The organism is Micromonospora sagamiensis, assembly GCF_014680085.1.
Taxonomy (GTDB): Bacteria; Actinomycetota; Actinomycetes; order Mycobacteriales; family Micromonosporaceae; genus Micromonospora; species Micromonospora inyonensis.
Window position 1 is genome coordinate 492,375 of sequence record NZ_AP023438.1, and the last position, 15,312, is coordinate 507,686.

Below are 15,312 nucleotides of genomic sequence, written 5' to 3' on the forward strand. Positions count from 1 at the left end.
TCAGCGCCTCTCCCCCTCGTCGCTGCCGGGAGCAGCGGTACCGAACAGCTTCACGAAGACGAAGGCGATGACCGCCACGGTGAGGAAGATCAGCACCGACATCGTCGACCCGATGCCGAGGTTCAGCCCCCGCATCAGGTTGTTGTAGGTCAGCATCGACACCGACGAGGTCTCGTTGCCGCCCGCGGTGAGCACGTAGATGTTGTCGAAGACCCGGAACGCGTCGAGCGTGCGGAACAGCAGGGCGACCAGGATCGCCGGCTTCATCACCGGCAGCATCACCTTGGTGAACCGCTGCCAGGCGGTCGCGCCGTCGGTGGAGGCCGCCTTGAGCAGGTCCTCCGGCACCAGCGCCAGACCCGCCATCAGCAGCAGCGCCATGAACGGGGTGGTCTTCCAGATCTCGGCGAGCATGATGATCGCCAGCGAGCTGGCCCGCTCGGTCAGCGGGGCGCCCTCGCCGAACAGGTTCGCCAGGTAGCCGGTACCGGGCGTCCAGGCGTACCGCCAGGAGAACGCGGCCACCACCGTCACGATCCCGTACGGGATCAGCGCGGACGTCCGGACGATGCCCCGGCCGACCAGCGTCCGGTGCATGAGGATCGCCAGCCCCATGCCGAGCACCAGTTCGACGGCGACCGTGACCACCGTGATCAGCATGGTCACGCCGAACGCCGTCCACCAGAACTCGTTGGTCAGCACGGTGGCGTAGTTCTCCAGCCCCACGAACTCCCGCTCGTCGGGGAAGCGCAGGTCGAAGCGCTGCAACGACAGCCACACCGAGTAGAGGATCGGGTACGCGGTCACCGCGACCATGACCAGCGCCGCTGGGGCACACAGCAGCCAGCCCAACCGTCGCTCGGCCCGCTTGTTCTCGCTCAGCGCGGCCCGACCGTCGGCGGCACCGAGCCGCCGCTCGCGGTGCCGGTTCACGGCAGCACCCCCTTCGACTCCAGGGCGTCGGAGACCGCCCCACGCAGCTCGTTCGCGGTCCGCTCGGGGTCGACGGCGGACGGCGGGGAGAGGATCGCCGACATCACCGTGGAGATGCTCTGGTAGGCCGGGGTGAGCGGACGGGTCGCCGGCTCCTTCAGCTCCTCCAGGATCGTCTCCTTCATCGGGTACGCCTCGGCCATCTCCGGGTCGTCGTAGACCGCCTCGATGGTCGGGGGCACCCCGTCGTTCACGGCGGAGAACTTCTGGTTCTGCTCGTTGCGGATGCACCTGGCCGCGTCGAAGGACTCCTCCGGGTACTTCGAGTAGGCGCTGACCGCCATGTTGATCCCGCCGATGGTGGCCCGGCTCGGCGTGTTCGCGTCGACGCCCGGGTACCGGGCCCACTTGACCTGCTTGGCCAGCTCCGGGTCGGCCTCCTGCAACGCCGGGTAGACGAAGGGCCAGTTGACCTGGAAGGCGCCGTTGCCGGACTGGAACTCCAACCGGACCGGATCCTCGGTGGCGTTGCTGAACGACGCGGAGACCACCCCCGAGGTGGCCAGCCGCTTGAGCTGTTCCAGGGCGCGCACCGCGCCGGCGTCCATCACGGCCTTCTCGCCGTCGGAGCTGACGATCTCGCCGCCCGCGCTGGCGACCATGGTGTTGTAGAGGACGACCAGGCCCTCGTACTGCGCGCCCATCGTGAGCACCTGGTACGGCTTGCCCTGGTCCTTCAGCGCGCGGGCCTGCTCGATCATCTCGTCCCAGGTCCTCGGCGGCTGCGGCACCAGGTCGGCGCGGTACCACAGCAGCTGGACGTTGGTGTTCTTCGGCGCGGCGAAGAGCTTGTCCTCGTAGCGGGCCGTCGCGAGCGGGCCCTCCAGGGTGCCCCGCTCGACCTCGGCCCGGTCCTCGCCGGTCCACTCCCGGATCCAGTCCGCGCTGGCGAACTCCTGGGTCCAGGTCACGTCGAGGCCGAGCACGTCCATGCCGCTGTCCTGCGCGGCGAGCCGCCGGACCATCTGCACCCGCTGCTCGTCGGCCTGTCGGGGCAGCACCTGGTACGCGATGCGGTACCGGCCCTGCGCCTGGGCGTTGCAGTCGTCGACCACCTTCTGCAGGTTCTGCTCGGGCGGGTAGTACAGGTTGATCGTCGGCGGTCCGCCGTCCCCGCCGGAACTGCACGCGGCGGTCGGCACCAGCAGCGTCAACGCGGTGGCCACCGCCACCGCGCGGCCCCGGGACCGGCGCCGGACGCCGGCACCGTCAGGCTCGCTCATTCGCCCCTCCCCCTCTCCTACGGCCGTACCGGGGAAGAAACCGCGCCCCGGCGCGCGGCGAGACGATGCGGGACGGCAGCGGTTGCGGATCGCCGGTCGCCCCGCGGGCGTTTCGTGGCCCCTCACTGCCCGTAACGCCGCGTAGCGAAACCTGAGTGATCCCGGTCCCCCGATAACCGGACAGGAGCGGACGAAACCTCAGACCTGCGGGGTGTTCCGGAGGCGTCTACGCTCGGCCGATGGACGTCACCTTCTTCTTCGACCCGGCCTGCCCGCACACCTGGCGCACCTCCCGGTGGCTGGTGACCGTGGGTCAGGCACGCAACCTGCGGATCGAGTGGCGGGCGTTCAGCCTCGCCATCCTCAACGAGGGGCGGGTCGCCCCGCGGTTCGCCGAGGCGCTCGCCGCCTCCAGCCGGGCCCTGCGGCTGGTCGAGGCGCTGCGCGCCGAGGGACGCGGCGACGACATCGCCCGCTTCTACGCCGAACTCGGCGCGCGTAGCCACGACGTCGGCAGCCCGCTGGCCGACCCGGCGGTCACCGGGGCGGTCGACGCGGCCGGTCTCCAGGCAGACGCGCCAGCCCTCGACGACGACCGCTGGGACGAGGCGGTACGGCAGTCGCACGCGCTGGCGTACGCCTCGGCGGGCCCGGACATCGGCTCGCCGGTGCTGACCCTGCCGGACGCCGAGCGGGGCGTGCACGGGCCGATCGTGACCGAGGTGCCCGGCACCGACGAGGCCCTGCTGCTGTGGGACTCGCTGCTCCCGCTGGTGCGGATGCCCACCTTCCACGAGATCAAGCGGGGCCGGCGGTGACCGCCGCCCCCGGCCGGGCCCCGCAGCGGGTTTCCGGAGGCGAGCCGTCGCTCGCCCGGTTCAAGGACCTCTGCCTGGACGCCGTCGACCCGCACGCCCTCGGTGACTTCTGGGCCCGGATCCTCGGCGGCGACCTGGTCGACCTGCGCGACGGGGACACCCGGGTCGACGGCCGACCCGGACCGGAGTCGATCTGGGTCAACCGGGTCCCGGAACCGCGTACCGGCAAGACGCGTGCCCACCTCGACCTGCGGATGGACCGGCCCGATCCGGCCGGCCTGCTGGCGGCCGGGGCGCGGCTACTCCGGGAGCCCGACGACGAGGTCGCCTGGTGGGTGCTCGCCGACCCGGACGGCAACGAGTTCTGCGCCTTCGCGCCGCGGCCGGACACCGCGCCCGGTCCGTTCGGGAGCACGCCCGGCCCGTTCGAGCTGGTCGTCGACGCCCGGGACGCCACCGCCCAGGCGACCTGGTGGGCGGGGGTGCTCGGCGGACGGGTCGACCACGACGGCGACGGGGCCGCCTCGGTCGTCGGCGCTGCCGGCTTCCCCTGGGAGTACTGGGTCTTCGCCCCGGTGCCCGAACCGAAGTCGGTCAAGAACCGGCTGCACTGGGACGTCGACCTCACCGGCGACGACTGCACGGCGCTGCTCGACGCCGGGGCGACCCTGCTGCGCGAACCGGACGACGACATCGACTGGTGGATCCTGACCGACCCGGAGGGCAACGAGTTCTGCGCCTTCGCCCCGCAGCGCTGAGCGGCGCCCCTCGCCGCCCCGAACGGTGGACGATCGCGGAATCGTCCATCCCGCGCGCCTCCGGTTGGGCAGGATCCCAGCAGAGGAGGTGCCGTCGTGCAGGACACCCGCGCTCTCGCCCTGACGTTCGAGGTGAGTGGCCTGCCTCCGGTCCGGGCCGAGGCCCTCTCGATCCTCGCCGCCGGTCACCGGCAGGCCACCCGGGTACGCACCCTGCTCCAGGCCGCCTGCGCCGCCGCGCAACGCACCGGCTGGACACCGCTGACCGGGCCGGTGGAGATCGACCTGACCCTGCGCTGCCCACCCGGGCACCGCACCGCGGACGCCAGCGCCCTGCTCGGCGGGGTCTGCGCCGTCCTCGCGGACAAGAAGCGCGTCTCCGCCATCGGCCTCGCCCACCTGGGTGTGCTGGTGGACGTCGCCCTCTACACCGACGACCGGCAGATCCGTCGCCTGGCGTACACCGAGGAGCCGGCGGAGGATTTCTCCTACCGGGTACGGGTCGCCGAGATACCGACCGTGGTTTGACCGACGCCCGCGGTGGGGTACCGCGGACGCCGACGAAGGGAGCGCCGATGTCGGAGCCACACGTCACCCTCGACCCGAGAGGGCTGGACCCGGTTCAGCAGAAGCTACGCGGGCCGCTGGAGGAACAGCTCACCTCGGCGTTGCAGGCGGCCACCGAACGGGTGAGCGCCGACTACGCCGGCGAGCCGGTCGAGCAGGTCTGCCAGCGACTGCTGGACGAGACCCGCGCCGGGCTGCACCCGGACATCGCCGCCGGCTTCAACCCGGACATGGACGAGTTCTGCCGGGTGGCCGTGGCGATCGTCCGCGGCGACGCCGGCTGACCCTCAGCCCTCCGACAGCCGCCGGCTGCCCCTCAGCCCTCGATCGACGTGGGCTGAGCCCGGCACCGGGCAGCGGCGACCGGCAGGGCCAGCACCGGCTCCCCGCGCCGGTCGTGCCTCCGCTGCCGGGGCACCGTGGCCACCTCCACCGCGTACTCGCGTACCAGGGCCGGTAGCCGGTAGCCGTCCGACCCGGCCCGGCACGCCAGATGCGTGTCGACCAGCTCCTCCAACGCCCGTCGCGCCCGCGCCGGGGAGACGCCCAGTCGCGCCGCCGACCGGTCCGGCAGCGCCAGCTCGTCCGGCGCACCGCCCAGCACCGCGACGAGCCGGCCGGCCACCTCGTCCCCGGCCCGGACGGCGGCACACGCGGCGGCCAGCCGCTCCCGCACCGACAGGTCGTCACAGGTCAACCAGTCGAGCCGGTGCCGGCCGTCACGAAGCCGCTCCACCAACGCCGTGACCGGCGACTCCGGCCGGCCAGCCAGGCGCGATCCGACGATCCGCACGGCCAGCGGCGACCCGGCGCAGATCCGCAGCAGCTCGGCCGTGGCCCGGGGATCCTCGTCCAGCCGGTCGCGGCCCACGAGGGCGGCGAGCAGGGCCCGCGCCTCGCCGGGCGACAGGCCGTCGACGGTCACCTGCGGCACCCCGTCGAGACTGGGCAGGTGCCGCTGCCCGGCCACGATCAACGCCGGGCCGGGACCGGCGGGCACCAACGGGCGTACCTGGGCGGCCTGGGTGACCCCGTCCACCACCAGGAGGATCCGCCGGTCGGCCACCAGCGAGCGGAACCGGCCGACCCGCTCGTCGGCGCACGCGGGGACGTCGGCGGGCGCGACGCCGAGGGCCCGCAGCACCCGGCCGAGCACCTCCTCCGCACCCACCGTCGGCCGGTAGCCCAGGTCGACGAAGACCTGACCGTCCGGGAAGTCGGCAGCCACCGCGTGGGCAGCGCGTACCGCGAGGGCCGACTTGCCGTAGCCGACAGGCCCGGAGACGACCACGGCGGCCGGCGTCCCGCCGGTCACGGCCGCCACCACGGCCGCCACCACGGCCGCGACCTCAGCGGTACGCGCGACGAAGTTGACCAGATCCGCCGGAAGTTCCCTGGGCACCGGAGCGCCCCTTCCGACCGGTAGCGCCTCGCCGGTCGGGGCGGGCATCGCGCCCGCCGGCACCGTCAGGTCGGGTGCCCGGTCGAGCATGGCCCGGTGCAGGGCGACCAGCTCCTCGCCCGGCTCGAGACCGAGCTGCTCGTCGAGGACCGACCGGGCGTCCCGGTACGTGGTCAGCGCCGCCGGGGTGTCGCCACAGCGGTAAAGGGCCAGCATCAACTGCGCCCAGGCGCGCTCCCGGAGCGGGTGGGCGGCCAGGTGCTGACGGAGTCCGGCGAGGAGGTCGGCGTGCTCGCCGAGGTCCAGCCGGGCCTGGGTCAGTTCCTCGAAGACCTGGAGCCGCTGCTCCTCCAGGGTCGCCCACCGGTTGTCCAACGCCGTGCCGGTCGGCAGTCCGGAGCCGGCAGGCCCGCGCCAGAGGGCGAGTGCCTCGGTGAGCTGCCGGACCGCGGTCACCGGGTCTGCGGAGGAGAGACTGGCCCGTCCCTCCCCGGCCAGGCGCTGGAATTCCGTCACGTCCAGTTCGGGTCCGGCGAGCCGTAGTTCGTACGCGTGGGAACGGGCGATGATCCGCTCGCCGAGGGACTGGCGGAGCGCGGAGACGTGCGAACGCAGGTTCGCCACCGCCGACGCGGGCGGAAAGTCGCCCCACACCATCCGGGCCAGCCGGTCCAGTGGCACCGGACGATTGGCCTCCAGGGCCAGGGCGGCGAGTGTCGCCCGTTGCTTGGCACCGCCCACCGTGACGGACTGGCCGTCAACGCTCAGCTCCACGGTGCCCAGCAGTCGAATCTGAAGTTGCATGTCACCGCTCCCCCGTTGAACATCGAGCGCGCCCTCCACCCTAGGCAAGCAGCGAAAAGCAAACAAGGCCACCAGAAATGCGAGGAGGTGACTGATGTCAATATAAATGGTCGGCGTGTCGATGTAACACCGATGCCCCCGGGAAACGCTCCCAGCTCAGGCTGAGTCGCCGAACTCGCTCCGTCGCCGCCTCCTTGCCCTTTCCGTGAGGACACCGGCGAGCAGGGAGCACCCGACGAGGTGCAGCAACCGCACCCCGGTGGCGGCGGGCTGCCCCGCAGCCGGCAGAAAGGGCAGAACCACCAGGCCCACGACGAACGACAGCACCACCACCAGCCAAGACCGGCCAGCCCGAACCGGCCGCTGCCCCTCGCCCACCATGAAGAGGTCGGGACGGCGCACGATCACCAGAACGACGACGCCGGCACCGAGGACGGTGCTCAGCGGATCGGACACCGTCCACCAGGCGATCCCCGTGGCCTCGTGCCAGTCGACTCCGAACAGGGCCTGGAGCCAACCGTCCGTGTGGGTCAGCCAGTCCCACCCGAGGTGGCTGGCCGCGCCGACCAGCGCGGATGCGATCGTGAGCCACCAGGCGTGGCGAACCTTCCCCATGCCACCAATGGCCGACCACCTACCCGGCAGATAGGCGGCGACGGCTGAAGCCGCCCGACGCACGATCCAGGCGTAGACCAACGCCACGGGCAGACACCACCAGATCAGGCCGGGCAGCGAGTGGGTATCGGGCAGTTCGGCCCGCGTTCCCAGCGCGAGGTAGGCGACGTCTGGCGCGACGGACCCGGCGGCCAGCGCGATCCCGTCGAACCACCGGGGAAACCAGAGCTTCAGCGGCAGCACCGGAGCGAGATGCGAGGGAAACGTCAGCGGCACCGCGGCAGGCTACCCGGACACACAAAGGAGTTCTCGCCCCACCAGCCCACTCGTCAATCCCGGTGCCCCCGCCCTGCAAGTCGGCACTACGCACGTCCGGGCTTGTTGCCCACATGGCGAGCAGGTTATCGTCCGCAATGTGAACGACACCCCACTATCCGATGTCATGTCTGAGCACGCGGAAACCAAGACCCCGGAGAGCTTCGAACGCTTTCTCAGTCTCTTCCGGACATCCACGGTCGGCATTATAGCCACCGGGGTACCCACCCATGCCATGCATGGGCATTTCATCGCTGACGGCAACCTTGGCGCAGGCAAGACAACTCACGGCGACGGACGGCCCCGCGTGCTGGCATACGCCGATCCCGAGGCAGCACTACGTAACTTCGGTCCCCGATTCAACGCAGGCTTGCCCGGCGAGGTTCTCCTCCGGATGGCCGCGACCGACCCACGGTGTGAAGGCGTCCTCGTCAACAGTGCCATCCGCGAGATCAGTCTGATCATCAGCAAGTCAACCGCCCAGTCCCTACTGACACAGTAACCACCGATACGCCCCACCCTCGATCCCGGCTGAAGCGCCCTCAGCACCCGTCCACGGCCCGCGTCGACGGCGCCCGGCACGACGCCATTGCGGGAAGCACTACCTCCAATGCTGCGATGTTCAACATGCCGCACGCCACTCCGAATTGTTCGCCATCGTCGCCTCGAACAGATTGCCGTCTTTGGTGCAGGCGCGCCTATTATTTGCAGCCATGGGACACGGTTTCAGCAGCCATCAGGGTGTTTGGATCGAAGGTGGTTGTCCATGGCTCAGCCTCAGTACGCACCTCGACCTTGTGTTCGCCCACGAAGCGAGCACCCACAAAGGTGTTTTCCGGCCTGTAACCACCAATTGTCATTCCGAAACAGGCGAGGTCTTGGGCCGCCTCCCGGCTCGTCAGACCGGCCAGCGACCGAATCCGGAAAATCTCATACTGAGCACCCCAATGCACGTAGGAAATCTCAACTAGATCGAACGCCCCATCTGGCGACACCGCCACGACGGTACGCCTAGCGTCCGGTTTTACTTCTTGCAAAGACTCCAGAGTTATAATCTGGTAACCAGCTACACACGTAAAAACCGTCAAGGTCGCTACGACGCCCACCGTCCACACCACTCGCATTTTTCCCAAAAGTAGGCGAACTGCGAAGCCGAGCATGATCGGAGAGAAGAGCAGTACGTACACGACGACTGGTGTCTGGCCGAATGGGATCAGATGCACGTAGTGCCACGGGTTGTAAGCGGCAACCAGGACAGTCACCACGGCCACAGTCGCCACGCCGGCAAGAACTCCTGCCAGCAAGCGCCAAAGGCCGCCCGGTCCGCGCTCAACTTGGTCTTCGACCATTTGGCCACACCCTCCACGAATATTGATTCACAGCAACAGTTTTGCGCCTCGCGCCAGGCAACCTACAATCCAGTACCGACAGCGATTTTCCACACGGTAAGGCGAACCCATAACAACGATTGCCACAGACAGGCGCCGGCCCCCTTGAAGGGCGGCGCCCGTTCGCACCGACACCTGCCGGGCGGGTGGTGTAGTTGTGGCCGTACTTCCGGGTGGCCGACGTCGCCGCCGTCCACGTGCCCGTCGCGGCGGTGTTGTTGAAGTCGGAGTTGTCGACCAACACCACCTGCTTGCCGACCGGCACGCCGTCGTCCGCGCGGGTCCTCAGCTTGCCGTCCGGGTAGTAGGTCCAGGTCATCGTCCGGTTCGACGAACCACCCGCCGACATCACCGCCCGCGCGGCCTGCCCACCCAGCAGGTCCGCCTCGTCGTAGGACGCCTTGCTCACCGCGCCGTTCGGGGCGTACGCCTCGACGAACCGATCTTCTCAGCAGGAAGAGCGATAACGAGCGTCGGGTACGCCGCCGCGGACGCCGGGCAATGCCGTACCACTGCGTCATTCGGGAAGCACGGCCCCAGCCTTGCGATGCAGCATGTCGTCTGCAAATCCGAAACCCAGAAGGAATTGTTTACAAATCGACACTCCGTACATCCGGGGCCAGTTGTGCGCCTGAGGCGCGTTGCACATGCTTGAGCCGGTCAAGGTCCTCGTCGATAGATGTCAGGATTTCGAAGGCAATGCTCGATGCTCCCACAGTTGCCCCGGCAAAGACCTCCCGATACAGAAGCCAGATGCCCTCTTGGGCCGCCATCCGGCATTCATCGACAAGATTTCTGCCTTGGCCCGCCAATTCGAATGTCTGGGTTTCAGCCGAGAGGATGAAGCTCAATGTCTGCAGGAACTGGTGGCGAGCCGGCACGGAGATGTTGTCTGCCAGAGCCGCCAAAGCTACCGAAACTACCGGTAGCGCCGGCTCCATAAGGACCGAAGGCAGCATGACGTGGCCACTGGACACGTTGAATCGAACATCGTGCTCATGCTCCGCGAGTGCTAACTCCCGCAAATCCACTGCGAGGTGAGTTGCCCGTTTCCCGCACCCACATCGAAGGGATTTCCAGTCTCGACGCGCGATCTCAAGTTCAACAATCTCCATTGACATCAAATCCCTTCTCAAGCCCACTCCAACTGGGGAGCCCTCACAGGGCGTTTTGATCTTGTCTGCGTGCGATTGGCGGCATTCGGCCCGCCGGATGCCAGGCCAGCAGAGCAGCCGACTCACGGACTATCGACCCTATTTGCCCCGACCGATGCCGCCTCGATATGGCGGCTTCGTTCCGCAGAACGTGTCTGGTTCAGAAAAGCCATCGTATCGTCGGACTGCAGGTGCGATCCACCACCGCACATCCACAGTAGACCTACGGCATGGCCGAGCGACCCGCGTACCCCTCCGACCTGTCCGACGCCCGCTGGGCGCTGATCGCACCACGCCTTGCCGCCTGGCGTCAGGCCCGCACCGACGCCGGTGTCGGCGGGCGCACCGCCACCCACGACCTGCGGGAGATCTTCAACGCGATCCTCTACGTCAACCGCACCGGCATCGCCTGGCGCTACCTGCCCCACGACTTGCCGCCCTGGCAGACCGTCTACGGCTACTTCACCGCCTGGACCACCGACGGCATCTTCACCCAGCTCAACTACCAGCTCACCGGCCTGGCCCGCACCAAAGCCGGACGCGCCGCACAACCATCGGCCGCCGTGATCGACACCCAGAGCGTGAAGACCTCCACCAACGCACCTATCGCCACGCAGGGCATCGACGCCGGCAAGAAGATCGTCGGACGCAAACGCGGCATCGTCACCGACACTCTCGGCCTGCTCCTCGCGGTCGTCGTCACCGCCGCCAGCGCCAGCGACAACACCGTCGGCAACGGCCTGCTGGAACAGGCCAAAGCCACCTACCCGACCCTGGCCAAGACCTGGGTCGACGCGGGCTTCAAGAACAAGGTCATCGAGCACGGCGCCACCCTCGGCATCGACGTCGAGGTCGTCACCAAAGACCCGCAGGTCAGGGGATTCTCGGTGGTCAAGCGGCGATGGGTCGTCGAACGCAGCCTCGGCTGGATCATGCTGCACCGCCGCCTGGCCCGCGACTACGAAGCCCTACCCGACAACTCCGCCAGCATGATCCGCATCGCGATGATCGACAACCTCACCAAACGCATCACCAACGAAACCACCCCAACCTGGCGAGACATCTGAAGGCGGCATCACTCGCAAAATACGTGAATCAGACCTCCTCTGAGAGGGCGGTTCGAAGGGTTAGGTCCGTTTCGAGGTGAGGGTGAATACGCCGGGTTCGTCTTCGGTCAGGATGTTGCGGTTGACCATTCGTTTCAGCTTCGCGCGGGTGCTCTCGACGTGGTTCGGTGAGGGCTCGACGTCGAGTGCGATGCAGATGGCTTTGGCTCGCATGCCGGCGGGCGCGGTGGTGAGGACGTCCAGGATCTGCTGGTAGGGGGCGCTGGCGATCGTCGGGTCGTCGGCGGTGAACTCGGCGGCGGTGAGGGCGCGCAGGGTGGTGCGGGTGGTCGTCAGTGCGGCCAGTTCGCCCTCGACGCGGGCGAGGTCGGCGGTGAGGGCGGTGATCTGCTCGCGCAGCCGGTCGGCGGCCTGACCGGCGGTGGTTTCGCGTGCGGTGATCAGGTCAAGGATCACGGTGAGGTTCACCGGTGCCGCCAGGACGGGGTGCTGGTGCCGGTCAGCCGACGCACGATGGTCACCATCGACGCCCACAACGTCCGTGACACCGCCGATTCCGGGCGGCTCTCGTAATCGCGGACGAGACGACGATGCAGCATCAAGGTGCCGTAGGTCTGTTCCACGATCCACCGTCTGCGTACCGGTACGAACCCGGGGCGGGAGTCGGATCGTTTGACGACCTCGACGTCGACCCCGAGGACGGCGCCGTGCAGGGCGAAGTCCTGCTTGAAGCCGGCGTCGACCCAGGCCCGGGCGACCGTCGGGGTGTGTTCGACGACCTTGTCGAGCAGCCGTATGCCGATGGCGTTGTCGGTGACCGACGCGGCGGTCACCACGACCGCGATGATCAGACCGAGGGTGTCCACGGCCAGGCCGCGCTTGCGGCCGGGCACCTTCTTGCCGACGTCCTTGCCGGTCGTGGCGGCCGGGACATGGTTCGCGGCCCGGATCGACTGGCTGTCCAACACGACCGCGGTCGGATCCTCCGCCCGGCCGGCCTTCTCCCTGGCCTGGCAACGCAGCAGATCATGGATCGCCTGGTCCGTGCCGTCGTCACGCCACAGCGCGAAGTAGTAGTAGGTGGCCGACTTCGGCGGCAGGTCGTGCGGCAGGTACGCCCACTGACAACCGGTCCGGTTCTGGTAGAGGATCGCGTTCACGATCTCCCGCAGGTCGTAGTCACCCTGATGCCCCGACACCGAGACCCGCTTGGCCTTCCACGCCCGCAGGAACGGCCCGATCAGCGCCCACTGCGCGTCGGTGACGTCACTGGGGTACGGCTTCCGATCACCCATGACCGGGCTAACGCCGCCCCGGCCCGAAGGTCACGACCGCGATTCACATTCCACGCCATTGAGGGCCGGCTATCAACGGCGGACCCGATCAAAGACCCTCAACCGGACGCACAGCATAGATCAACTCAAAAATCCTCGAACCGACCTCTGAGGGGTGGCCGCACTGGCGCCGGCAAGGTTATGGTGCCCTCGTCTGCAATGACCCCTACAGTCGGCGCAACCCAGAGGGGCCAGCCGGGCACTCGCCTGCGGACCTGCTGGAGATCTCGTCAGCGCTTACGATCGGATGATCGGTCCGACGACGCCCGGGGCCGCGCTGTCCCGGTTAATGCCCGTGTCGTACCTGAAGACGGCCTAGTAGTACTTTGTCGCGTTTCGGTATAGCTTGATAGCTGTTCGGGAATCGTCTCGTTGCATCCGGTGTGGATGTTCGTGAGGTGGAGCGTCTTGGCGACGTGTTGGTCGAGTTCACCGGGGATGTGTTCGGGTCGTTGACCCGGGCGGGGTGGTGTGATCGTGCGGGGCAGTATCTGCAGGGGCTGATGTTGGACGGGCGGCGTAAGTCGGTGCAGCCGATGGCGGGCCGGCTGGAGGGTGTGCACGATCAGGCGTTGAACCACTTTGTGACGAACAGTCCGTGGGCGGTGGAGCCGGTGCGTCGCCGTCTGGCCCGGCGGATGGACGCGGCGATCGGGCCGGCGGCGTGGGCGTTGGACGACACCGGGTGGCTCAAGTGCGGATCGGCGTCGCCGGGTGTGGCCCGGCAGTACACCGGCACGGCGGGGAAGGTCACCAACTGCCAGATCGGGGTGAGTCTGAACCTGGTCACCGATGTCGCGTCGTGTCCGGTCGACTGGCGGCTGTTCCTGCCCGGGTCGTGGGATCCCGCCTCACCGGAGGCCACCGACGATGTCGAGCGGCGACGCGCCCGGGCGCAGATCCCCGACGATGTCGGACACCGGGAGAAGTGGCGCCTCGGGCTGGACATGATCGACGAGGTGACCGGGTGGGGTGTGACGGCGCCGTTGATCGTGGCCGACGCCGGGTACGGCGACAGCGGCGAGTTCCGCCTCGGCCTGACCGAGCGGGGCCTGTCCTATGTGGTGCAGGTGGCCACCACGATCAGTGTGTATCCGCAGACGGCGGCGCGGACCGCACCGCCGTACCGTGGAGTGGGACAGCGACCGAAACAGCGCTACCGGGAGCCGGCGGTCTCGGTCAGAGACCTGATCGCATCCGTCGGCGTCGACGCGGCCCGGACGATCACCTGGCGGGGCGGTTCCCGTACCCGCGCGGGCAGGCCGGTGAAGATGCGTTCCCGGTTCGTGTTCCTCCGCGTCCGTCCGGCCGGCCGGGTCCTGCTGGCCGCCCACCGCGACCACGACCTGCCCGAGGCGTGGCTGATCGCCGAATGGCCGGCCGACCGGTCGGCACCCACCAAGTACTGGCTGTCGAACCTGCCGGCCACCACGGCGAAACGCACCCTCATCCGGTGGGCGAAACTCCGGTGGCGTATCGAGCACGACTACCGCGAACTGAAGACCGGCCTCGGCCTGGACCACTACGAGGGCCGCACCTGGCAGGGCTGGCACCACCACGTCACCCTCGTCTCCGCCGCCCACGCCTTCTGCACCCTGCAACGCCTCGACCCAAAAGCCCCCGCGCCGGCCTGACCCCCTACGCCGTACTCCGCGAACTACAAGCCCACCTCGTCCGCCTGGCCGGCGCCTGCCCCACCTGCAAAACCCGCTTCCCCACCAGACGAAAACCCCGAGACCAACCCCGATCATGACAAAGCACTACTAGGCAAGCCGCAAAAAGCGAACAAGACCGCCGCCAGGCATCGTGAAGTGATTGATGTCAATGACAAGTTTCGGCGTGTCGATGTAACACCTACACCTGGGTGCACGCCGCTAAAGTCGCCGCGCCGCAGCGCTACGCCGCCTGCGCGCAGATCGGGTGTGGTCGAACCCGCTGCAGCGGGTTCGACCACACCCGGGAGTTGGCGACGTCCTGGACTACTACCGGTAGACGACTCGCGCACGCCCCGCAGACATCAGCCTGGCGGCCGGCGACAGGCATCGCGACAGCAAAGCAGTACTCCCGGTACTGCCCCCACGAGGGATCCCAGAAGACGACACACGACCGCACCGTCTCACCGAAGGACACCAGCTACAACTCTGCATTTCGCACATCGGGGTACAACTGCGCATCGGGAGACGCCTGCACGCGCTTAAGTCGATCAGGATCGTCCTCGATGAGGGCGAGAATTTCGTAGGCCATGGTCGACGCCCCGCAGGATGCCCCAAAGAAAACCTCTCGGTACAGAAGCCAGACGCCGGACTGCGCCGCAGCACGGCATTCGCTTACAAGATCCCTCCCCTGTTGCGCCGCCTCAAACGTCTGCGTGTCCGCCGAGAGGATTCCCAGCAATGCATCCAGGAACTGATGACGCGCTGGCACGCTGATGTCGTCCGCCAGGGCCGCCAGGGCCACGGAAAGCACCGGCAACGCCAGTTCCGAGAGAACCTCGGGCACCATGACATGCCCGCCGGCCACGTCGAAGCGAACCTCACTCTCATACTGGGCGCGCGCCAGGGCGAGCAAGTCCTTTGCAATATGGGAGCCGAGCTTTCCGCATCCACATCTATAAGATTTCCAGTCCTGTCGCGCAATTTCGAGCTCGACAATCTTCATCAACCTACACCTTCCTTATTCTTGCGTCATTCCACCAGAATTGCCACTTCCTCAGATGCGCCGAGGCAGAAACCAGCACTCCTGCAGCAATTCGCTCTAGATTGCGCGAGAAGTCTCGATCGAGAATTTCATCGTCCCACACTTGCACTTCTTTCACACCCCACCATGACTGGCAGCAGGCTCAGCACTGTCGATGGGGCCGCGTGACGGTGACCC

Annotated in this window: 17 protein-coding genes; 7 read left to right on the plus strand and 10 right to left on the minus strand. The window is 68.1% G+C overall.

Features of this window, described 5'->3' with window-relative positions; all coding sequences use genetic code 11:
- On the minus strand, nucleotides 1-933 hold the full coding sequence (locus IGA62_RS01820) for a carbohydrate ABC transporter permease (RefSeq protein WP_145816812.1): 933 nt from the start codon (nucleotides 931-933) through the stop codon (nucleotides 1-3).
- Nucleotides 930-2,216 (minus strand): ABC transporter substrate-binding protein, encoded by a 1,287-nt coding sequence (locus IGA62_RS01825; protein ID WP_145816810.1) that lies wholly within the window; start codon nucleotides 2,214-2,216, stop codon nucleotides 930-932. Before IGA62_RS01825 ends, IGA62_RS01820 begins: the two co-directional genes overlap by 4 nt.
- Nucleotides 2,217-2,455: 239 nt before the next feature.
- Between IGA62_RS01825 and IGA62_RS01830 the strand changes: the two genes are divergently transcribed.
- The 4 genes from IGA62_RS01830 to IGA62_RS01845 all read left to right on the plus strand — a co-directional run bounded on the left by IGA62_RS01830 (nucleotide 2,456) and on the right by IGA62_RS01845 (nucleotide 4,643).
- Complete coding sequence (locus tag IGA62_RS01830) at nucleotides 2,456-3,034, plus strand: DsbA family protein (protein WP_145816808.1); 579 nt, start codon at nucleotides 2,456-2,458, stop codon at nucleotides 3,032-3,034.
- Nucleotides 3,031-3,792: a VOC family protein gene (locus tag IGA62_RS01835; RefSeq protein ID WP_145816806.1), complete on the plus strand. Its 762-nt coding sequence runs from the start codon at nucleotides 3,031-3,033 to the stop codon at nucleotides 3,790-3,792. The genes IGA62_RS01830 and IGA62_RS01835 overlap by 4 nt, the downstream gene beginning before the upstream one ends.
- Nucleotides 3,793-3,888: 96 nt before the next feature.
- A complete protein-coding gene (locus IGA62_RS01840) occupies nucleotides 3,889-4,320 on the plus strand; it encodes a RusA family crossover junction endodeoxyribonuclease (protein ID WP_145816804.1) in 432 nt (143 codons plus the stop codon).
- A gap of 47 nt (nucleotides 4,321-4,367) precedes the next feature.
- Nucleotides 4,368-4,643 carry a hypothetical protein gene (locus tag IGA62_RS01845; RefSeq protein ID WP_145816802.1) on the plus strand — a complete coding sequence of 92 codons (276 nt, stop codon included), beginning with the start codon at nucleotides 4,368-4,370 and terminating at the stop codon, nucleotides 4,641-4,643.
- A 32-nt stretch (nucleotides 4,644-4,675) separates the two neighbouring features.
- Here the strand turns inward: IGA62_RS01845 and IGA62_RS01850 are convergent, their stop codons facing one another.
- Together IGA62_RS01850 and IGA62_RS01855 are read right to left on the minus strand one after the other, a co-directional pair.
- Nucleotides 4,676-6,565, minus strand: coding sequence for an AfsR/SARP family transcriptional regulator (locus IGA62_RS01850; RefSeq protein ID WP_145816800.1), 1,890 nt, complete (start codon nucleotides 6,563-6,565; stop codon nucleotides 4,676-4,678).
- A 156-nt stretch (nucleotides 6,566-6,721) separates the two neighbouring features.
- Complete coding sequence (locus tag IGA62_RS01855; RefSeq protein WP_145816798.1) at nucleotides 6,722-7,456, minus strand: DUF4184 family protein; 735 nt, start codon at nucleotides 7,454-7,456, stop codon at nucleotides 6,722-6,724.
- Nucleotides 7,457-7,595: 139 nt separating this feature from the next.
- Here IGA62_RS01855 and IGA62_RS01860 point away from each other — a divergent pair, with 139 nt between their 5' ends.
- Nucleotides 7,596-7,997 carry an SseB family protein gene (locus tag IGA62_RS01860; protein ID WP_145816796.1) on the plus strand — a complete coding sequence of 134 codons (402 nt, stop codon included), beginning with the start codon at nucleotides 7,596-7,598 and terminating at the stop codon, nucleotides 7,995-7,997.
- Between the two features lie 199 nt (nucleotides 7,998-8,196).
- On the opposite strand, the gene IGA62_RS01865 is transcribed toward IGA62_RS01860, so the two are convergent.
- From IGA62_RS01865 to IGA62_RS01875, 3 genes are all read right to left on the minus strand, one after another.
- Nucleotides 8,197-8,844, minus strand: a complete 648-nt coding sequence (locus IGA62_RS01865; protein WP_145816794.1) for a hypothetical protein — start codon at nucleotides 8,842-8,844, stop codon at nucleotides 8,197-8,199.
- The gene (locus tag IGA62_RS01870) at nucleotides 8,825-9,292 is read right to left on the minus strand and encodes a hypothetical protein (RefSeq protein ID WP_145816792.1); all 468 of its coding nucleotides are present in this window, start codon (nucleotides 9,290-9,292) and stop codon (nucleotides 8,825-8,827) included. Before IGA62_RS01870 ends, IGA62_RS01865 begins: the two co-directional genes overlap by 20 nt.
- A gap of 181 nt (nucleotides 9,293-9,473) precedes the next feature.
- Complete coding sequence (locus IGA62_RS01875; protein WP_145816790.1) at nucleotides 9,474-9,998, minus strand: hypothetical protein; 525 nt, start codon at nucleotides 9,996-9,998, stop codon at nucleotides 9,474-9,476.
- A gap of 269 nt (nucleotides 9,999-10,267) precedes the next feature.
- On the opposite strand from IGA62_RS01875, the gene IGA62_RS01880 reads away from it, so the two are divergent.
- A complete protein-coding gene (locus tag IGA62_RS01880; protein WP_145816788.1) occupies nucleotides 10,268-11,104 on the plus strand; it encodes an IS5 family transposase in 837 nt (278 codons plus the stop codon).
- A gap of 60 nt (nucleotides 11,105-11,164) precedes the next feature.
- On the opposite strand, the gene IGA62_RS01885 is transcribed toward IGA62_RS01880, so the two are convergent.
- Both IGA62_RS01885 and IGA62_RS01890 read right to left on the minus strand, forming a co-directional pair.
- Nucleotides 11,165-11,572, minus strand: a complete 408-nt coding sequence (locus IGA62_RS01885) for a hypothetical protein (RefSeq protein WP_145816787.1) — start codon at nucleotides 11,570-11,572, stop codon at nucleotides 11,165-11,167.
- Nucleotides 11,569-12,399, minus strand: a complete 831-nt coding sequence (locus IGA62_RS01890) for an IS5 family transposase (RefSeq protein WP_145816785.1) — start codon at nucleotides 12,397-12,399, stop codon at nucleotides 11,569-11,571. The genes IGA62_RS01885 and IGA62_RS01890 overlap by 4 nt, the downstream gene beginning before the upstream one ends.
- A gap of 422 nt (nucleotides 12,400-12,821) precedes the next feature.
- Between IGA62_RS01890 and IGA62_RS01895 the strand changes: the two genes are divergently transcribed.
- The gene (locus tag IGA62_RS01895; RefSeq protein WP_186499771.1) at nucleotides 12,822-14,072 is read left to right on the plus strand and encodes an IS701 family transposase; all 1,251 of its coding nucleotides are present in this window, start codon (nucleotides 12,822-12,824) and stop codon (nucleotides 14,070-14,072) included.
- A 499-nt stretch (nucleotides 14,073-14,571) separates the two neighbouring features.
- Here IGA62_RS01895 and IGA62_RS01900 read toward each other — a convergent pair whose 3' ends face one another.
- Nucleotides 14,572-15,096 carry a hypothetical protein gene (locus IGA62_RS01900; protein WP_145816780.1) on the minus strand — a complete coding sequence of 175 codons (525 nt, stop codon included), beginning with the start codon at nucleotides 15,094-15,096 and terminating at the stop codon, nucleotides 14,572-14,574.
- Nucleotides 15,097-15,312: the final 216 nt, after the last annotated feature.

Coding starts and splice junctions, on each gene's coding strand:
- IGA62_RS01865 (WP_145816794.1), bottom strand. CDS start 8,844: ATGGTCGAAGACCAAGTTGAGCGCGGACCGGGCGGCCTTTGGCGCTTG.
- IGA62_RS01890 (WP_145816785.1), bottom strand. CDS start 12,399: ATGGGTGATCGGAAGCCGTACCCCAGTGACGTCACCGACGCGCAGTGG.
- IGA62_RS01845 (WP_145816802.1), top strand. CDS start 4,368: ATGTCGGAGCCACACGTCACCCTCGACCCGAGAGGGCTGGACCCGGTT.
- IGA62_RS01825 (WP_145816810.1), bottom strand. CDS start 2,216: ATGAGCGAGCCTGACGGTGCCGGCGTCCGGCGCCGGTCCCGGGGCCGC.
- IGA62_RS01900 (WP_145816780.1), bottom strand. CDS start 15,096: ATGAAGATTGTCGAGCTCGAAATTGCGCGACAGGACTGGAAATCTTAT.
- IGA62_RS01880 (WP_145816788.1), top strand. CDS start 10,268: ATGGCCGAGCGACCCGCGTACCCCTCCGACCTGTCCGACGCCCGCTGG.
- IGA62_RS01850 (WP_145816800.1), bottom strand. CDS start 6,565: ATGCAACTTCAGATTCGACTGCTGGGCACCGTGGAGCTGAGCGTTGAC.
- IGA62_RS01875 (WP_145816790.1), bottom strand. CDS start 9,998: ATGGAGATTGTTGAACTTGAGATCGCGCGTCGAGACTGGAAATCCCTT.
- IGA62_RS01830 (WP_145816808.1), top strand. CDS start 2,456: ATGGACGTCACCTTCTTCTTCGACCCGGCCTGCCCGCACACCTGGCGC.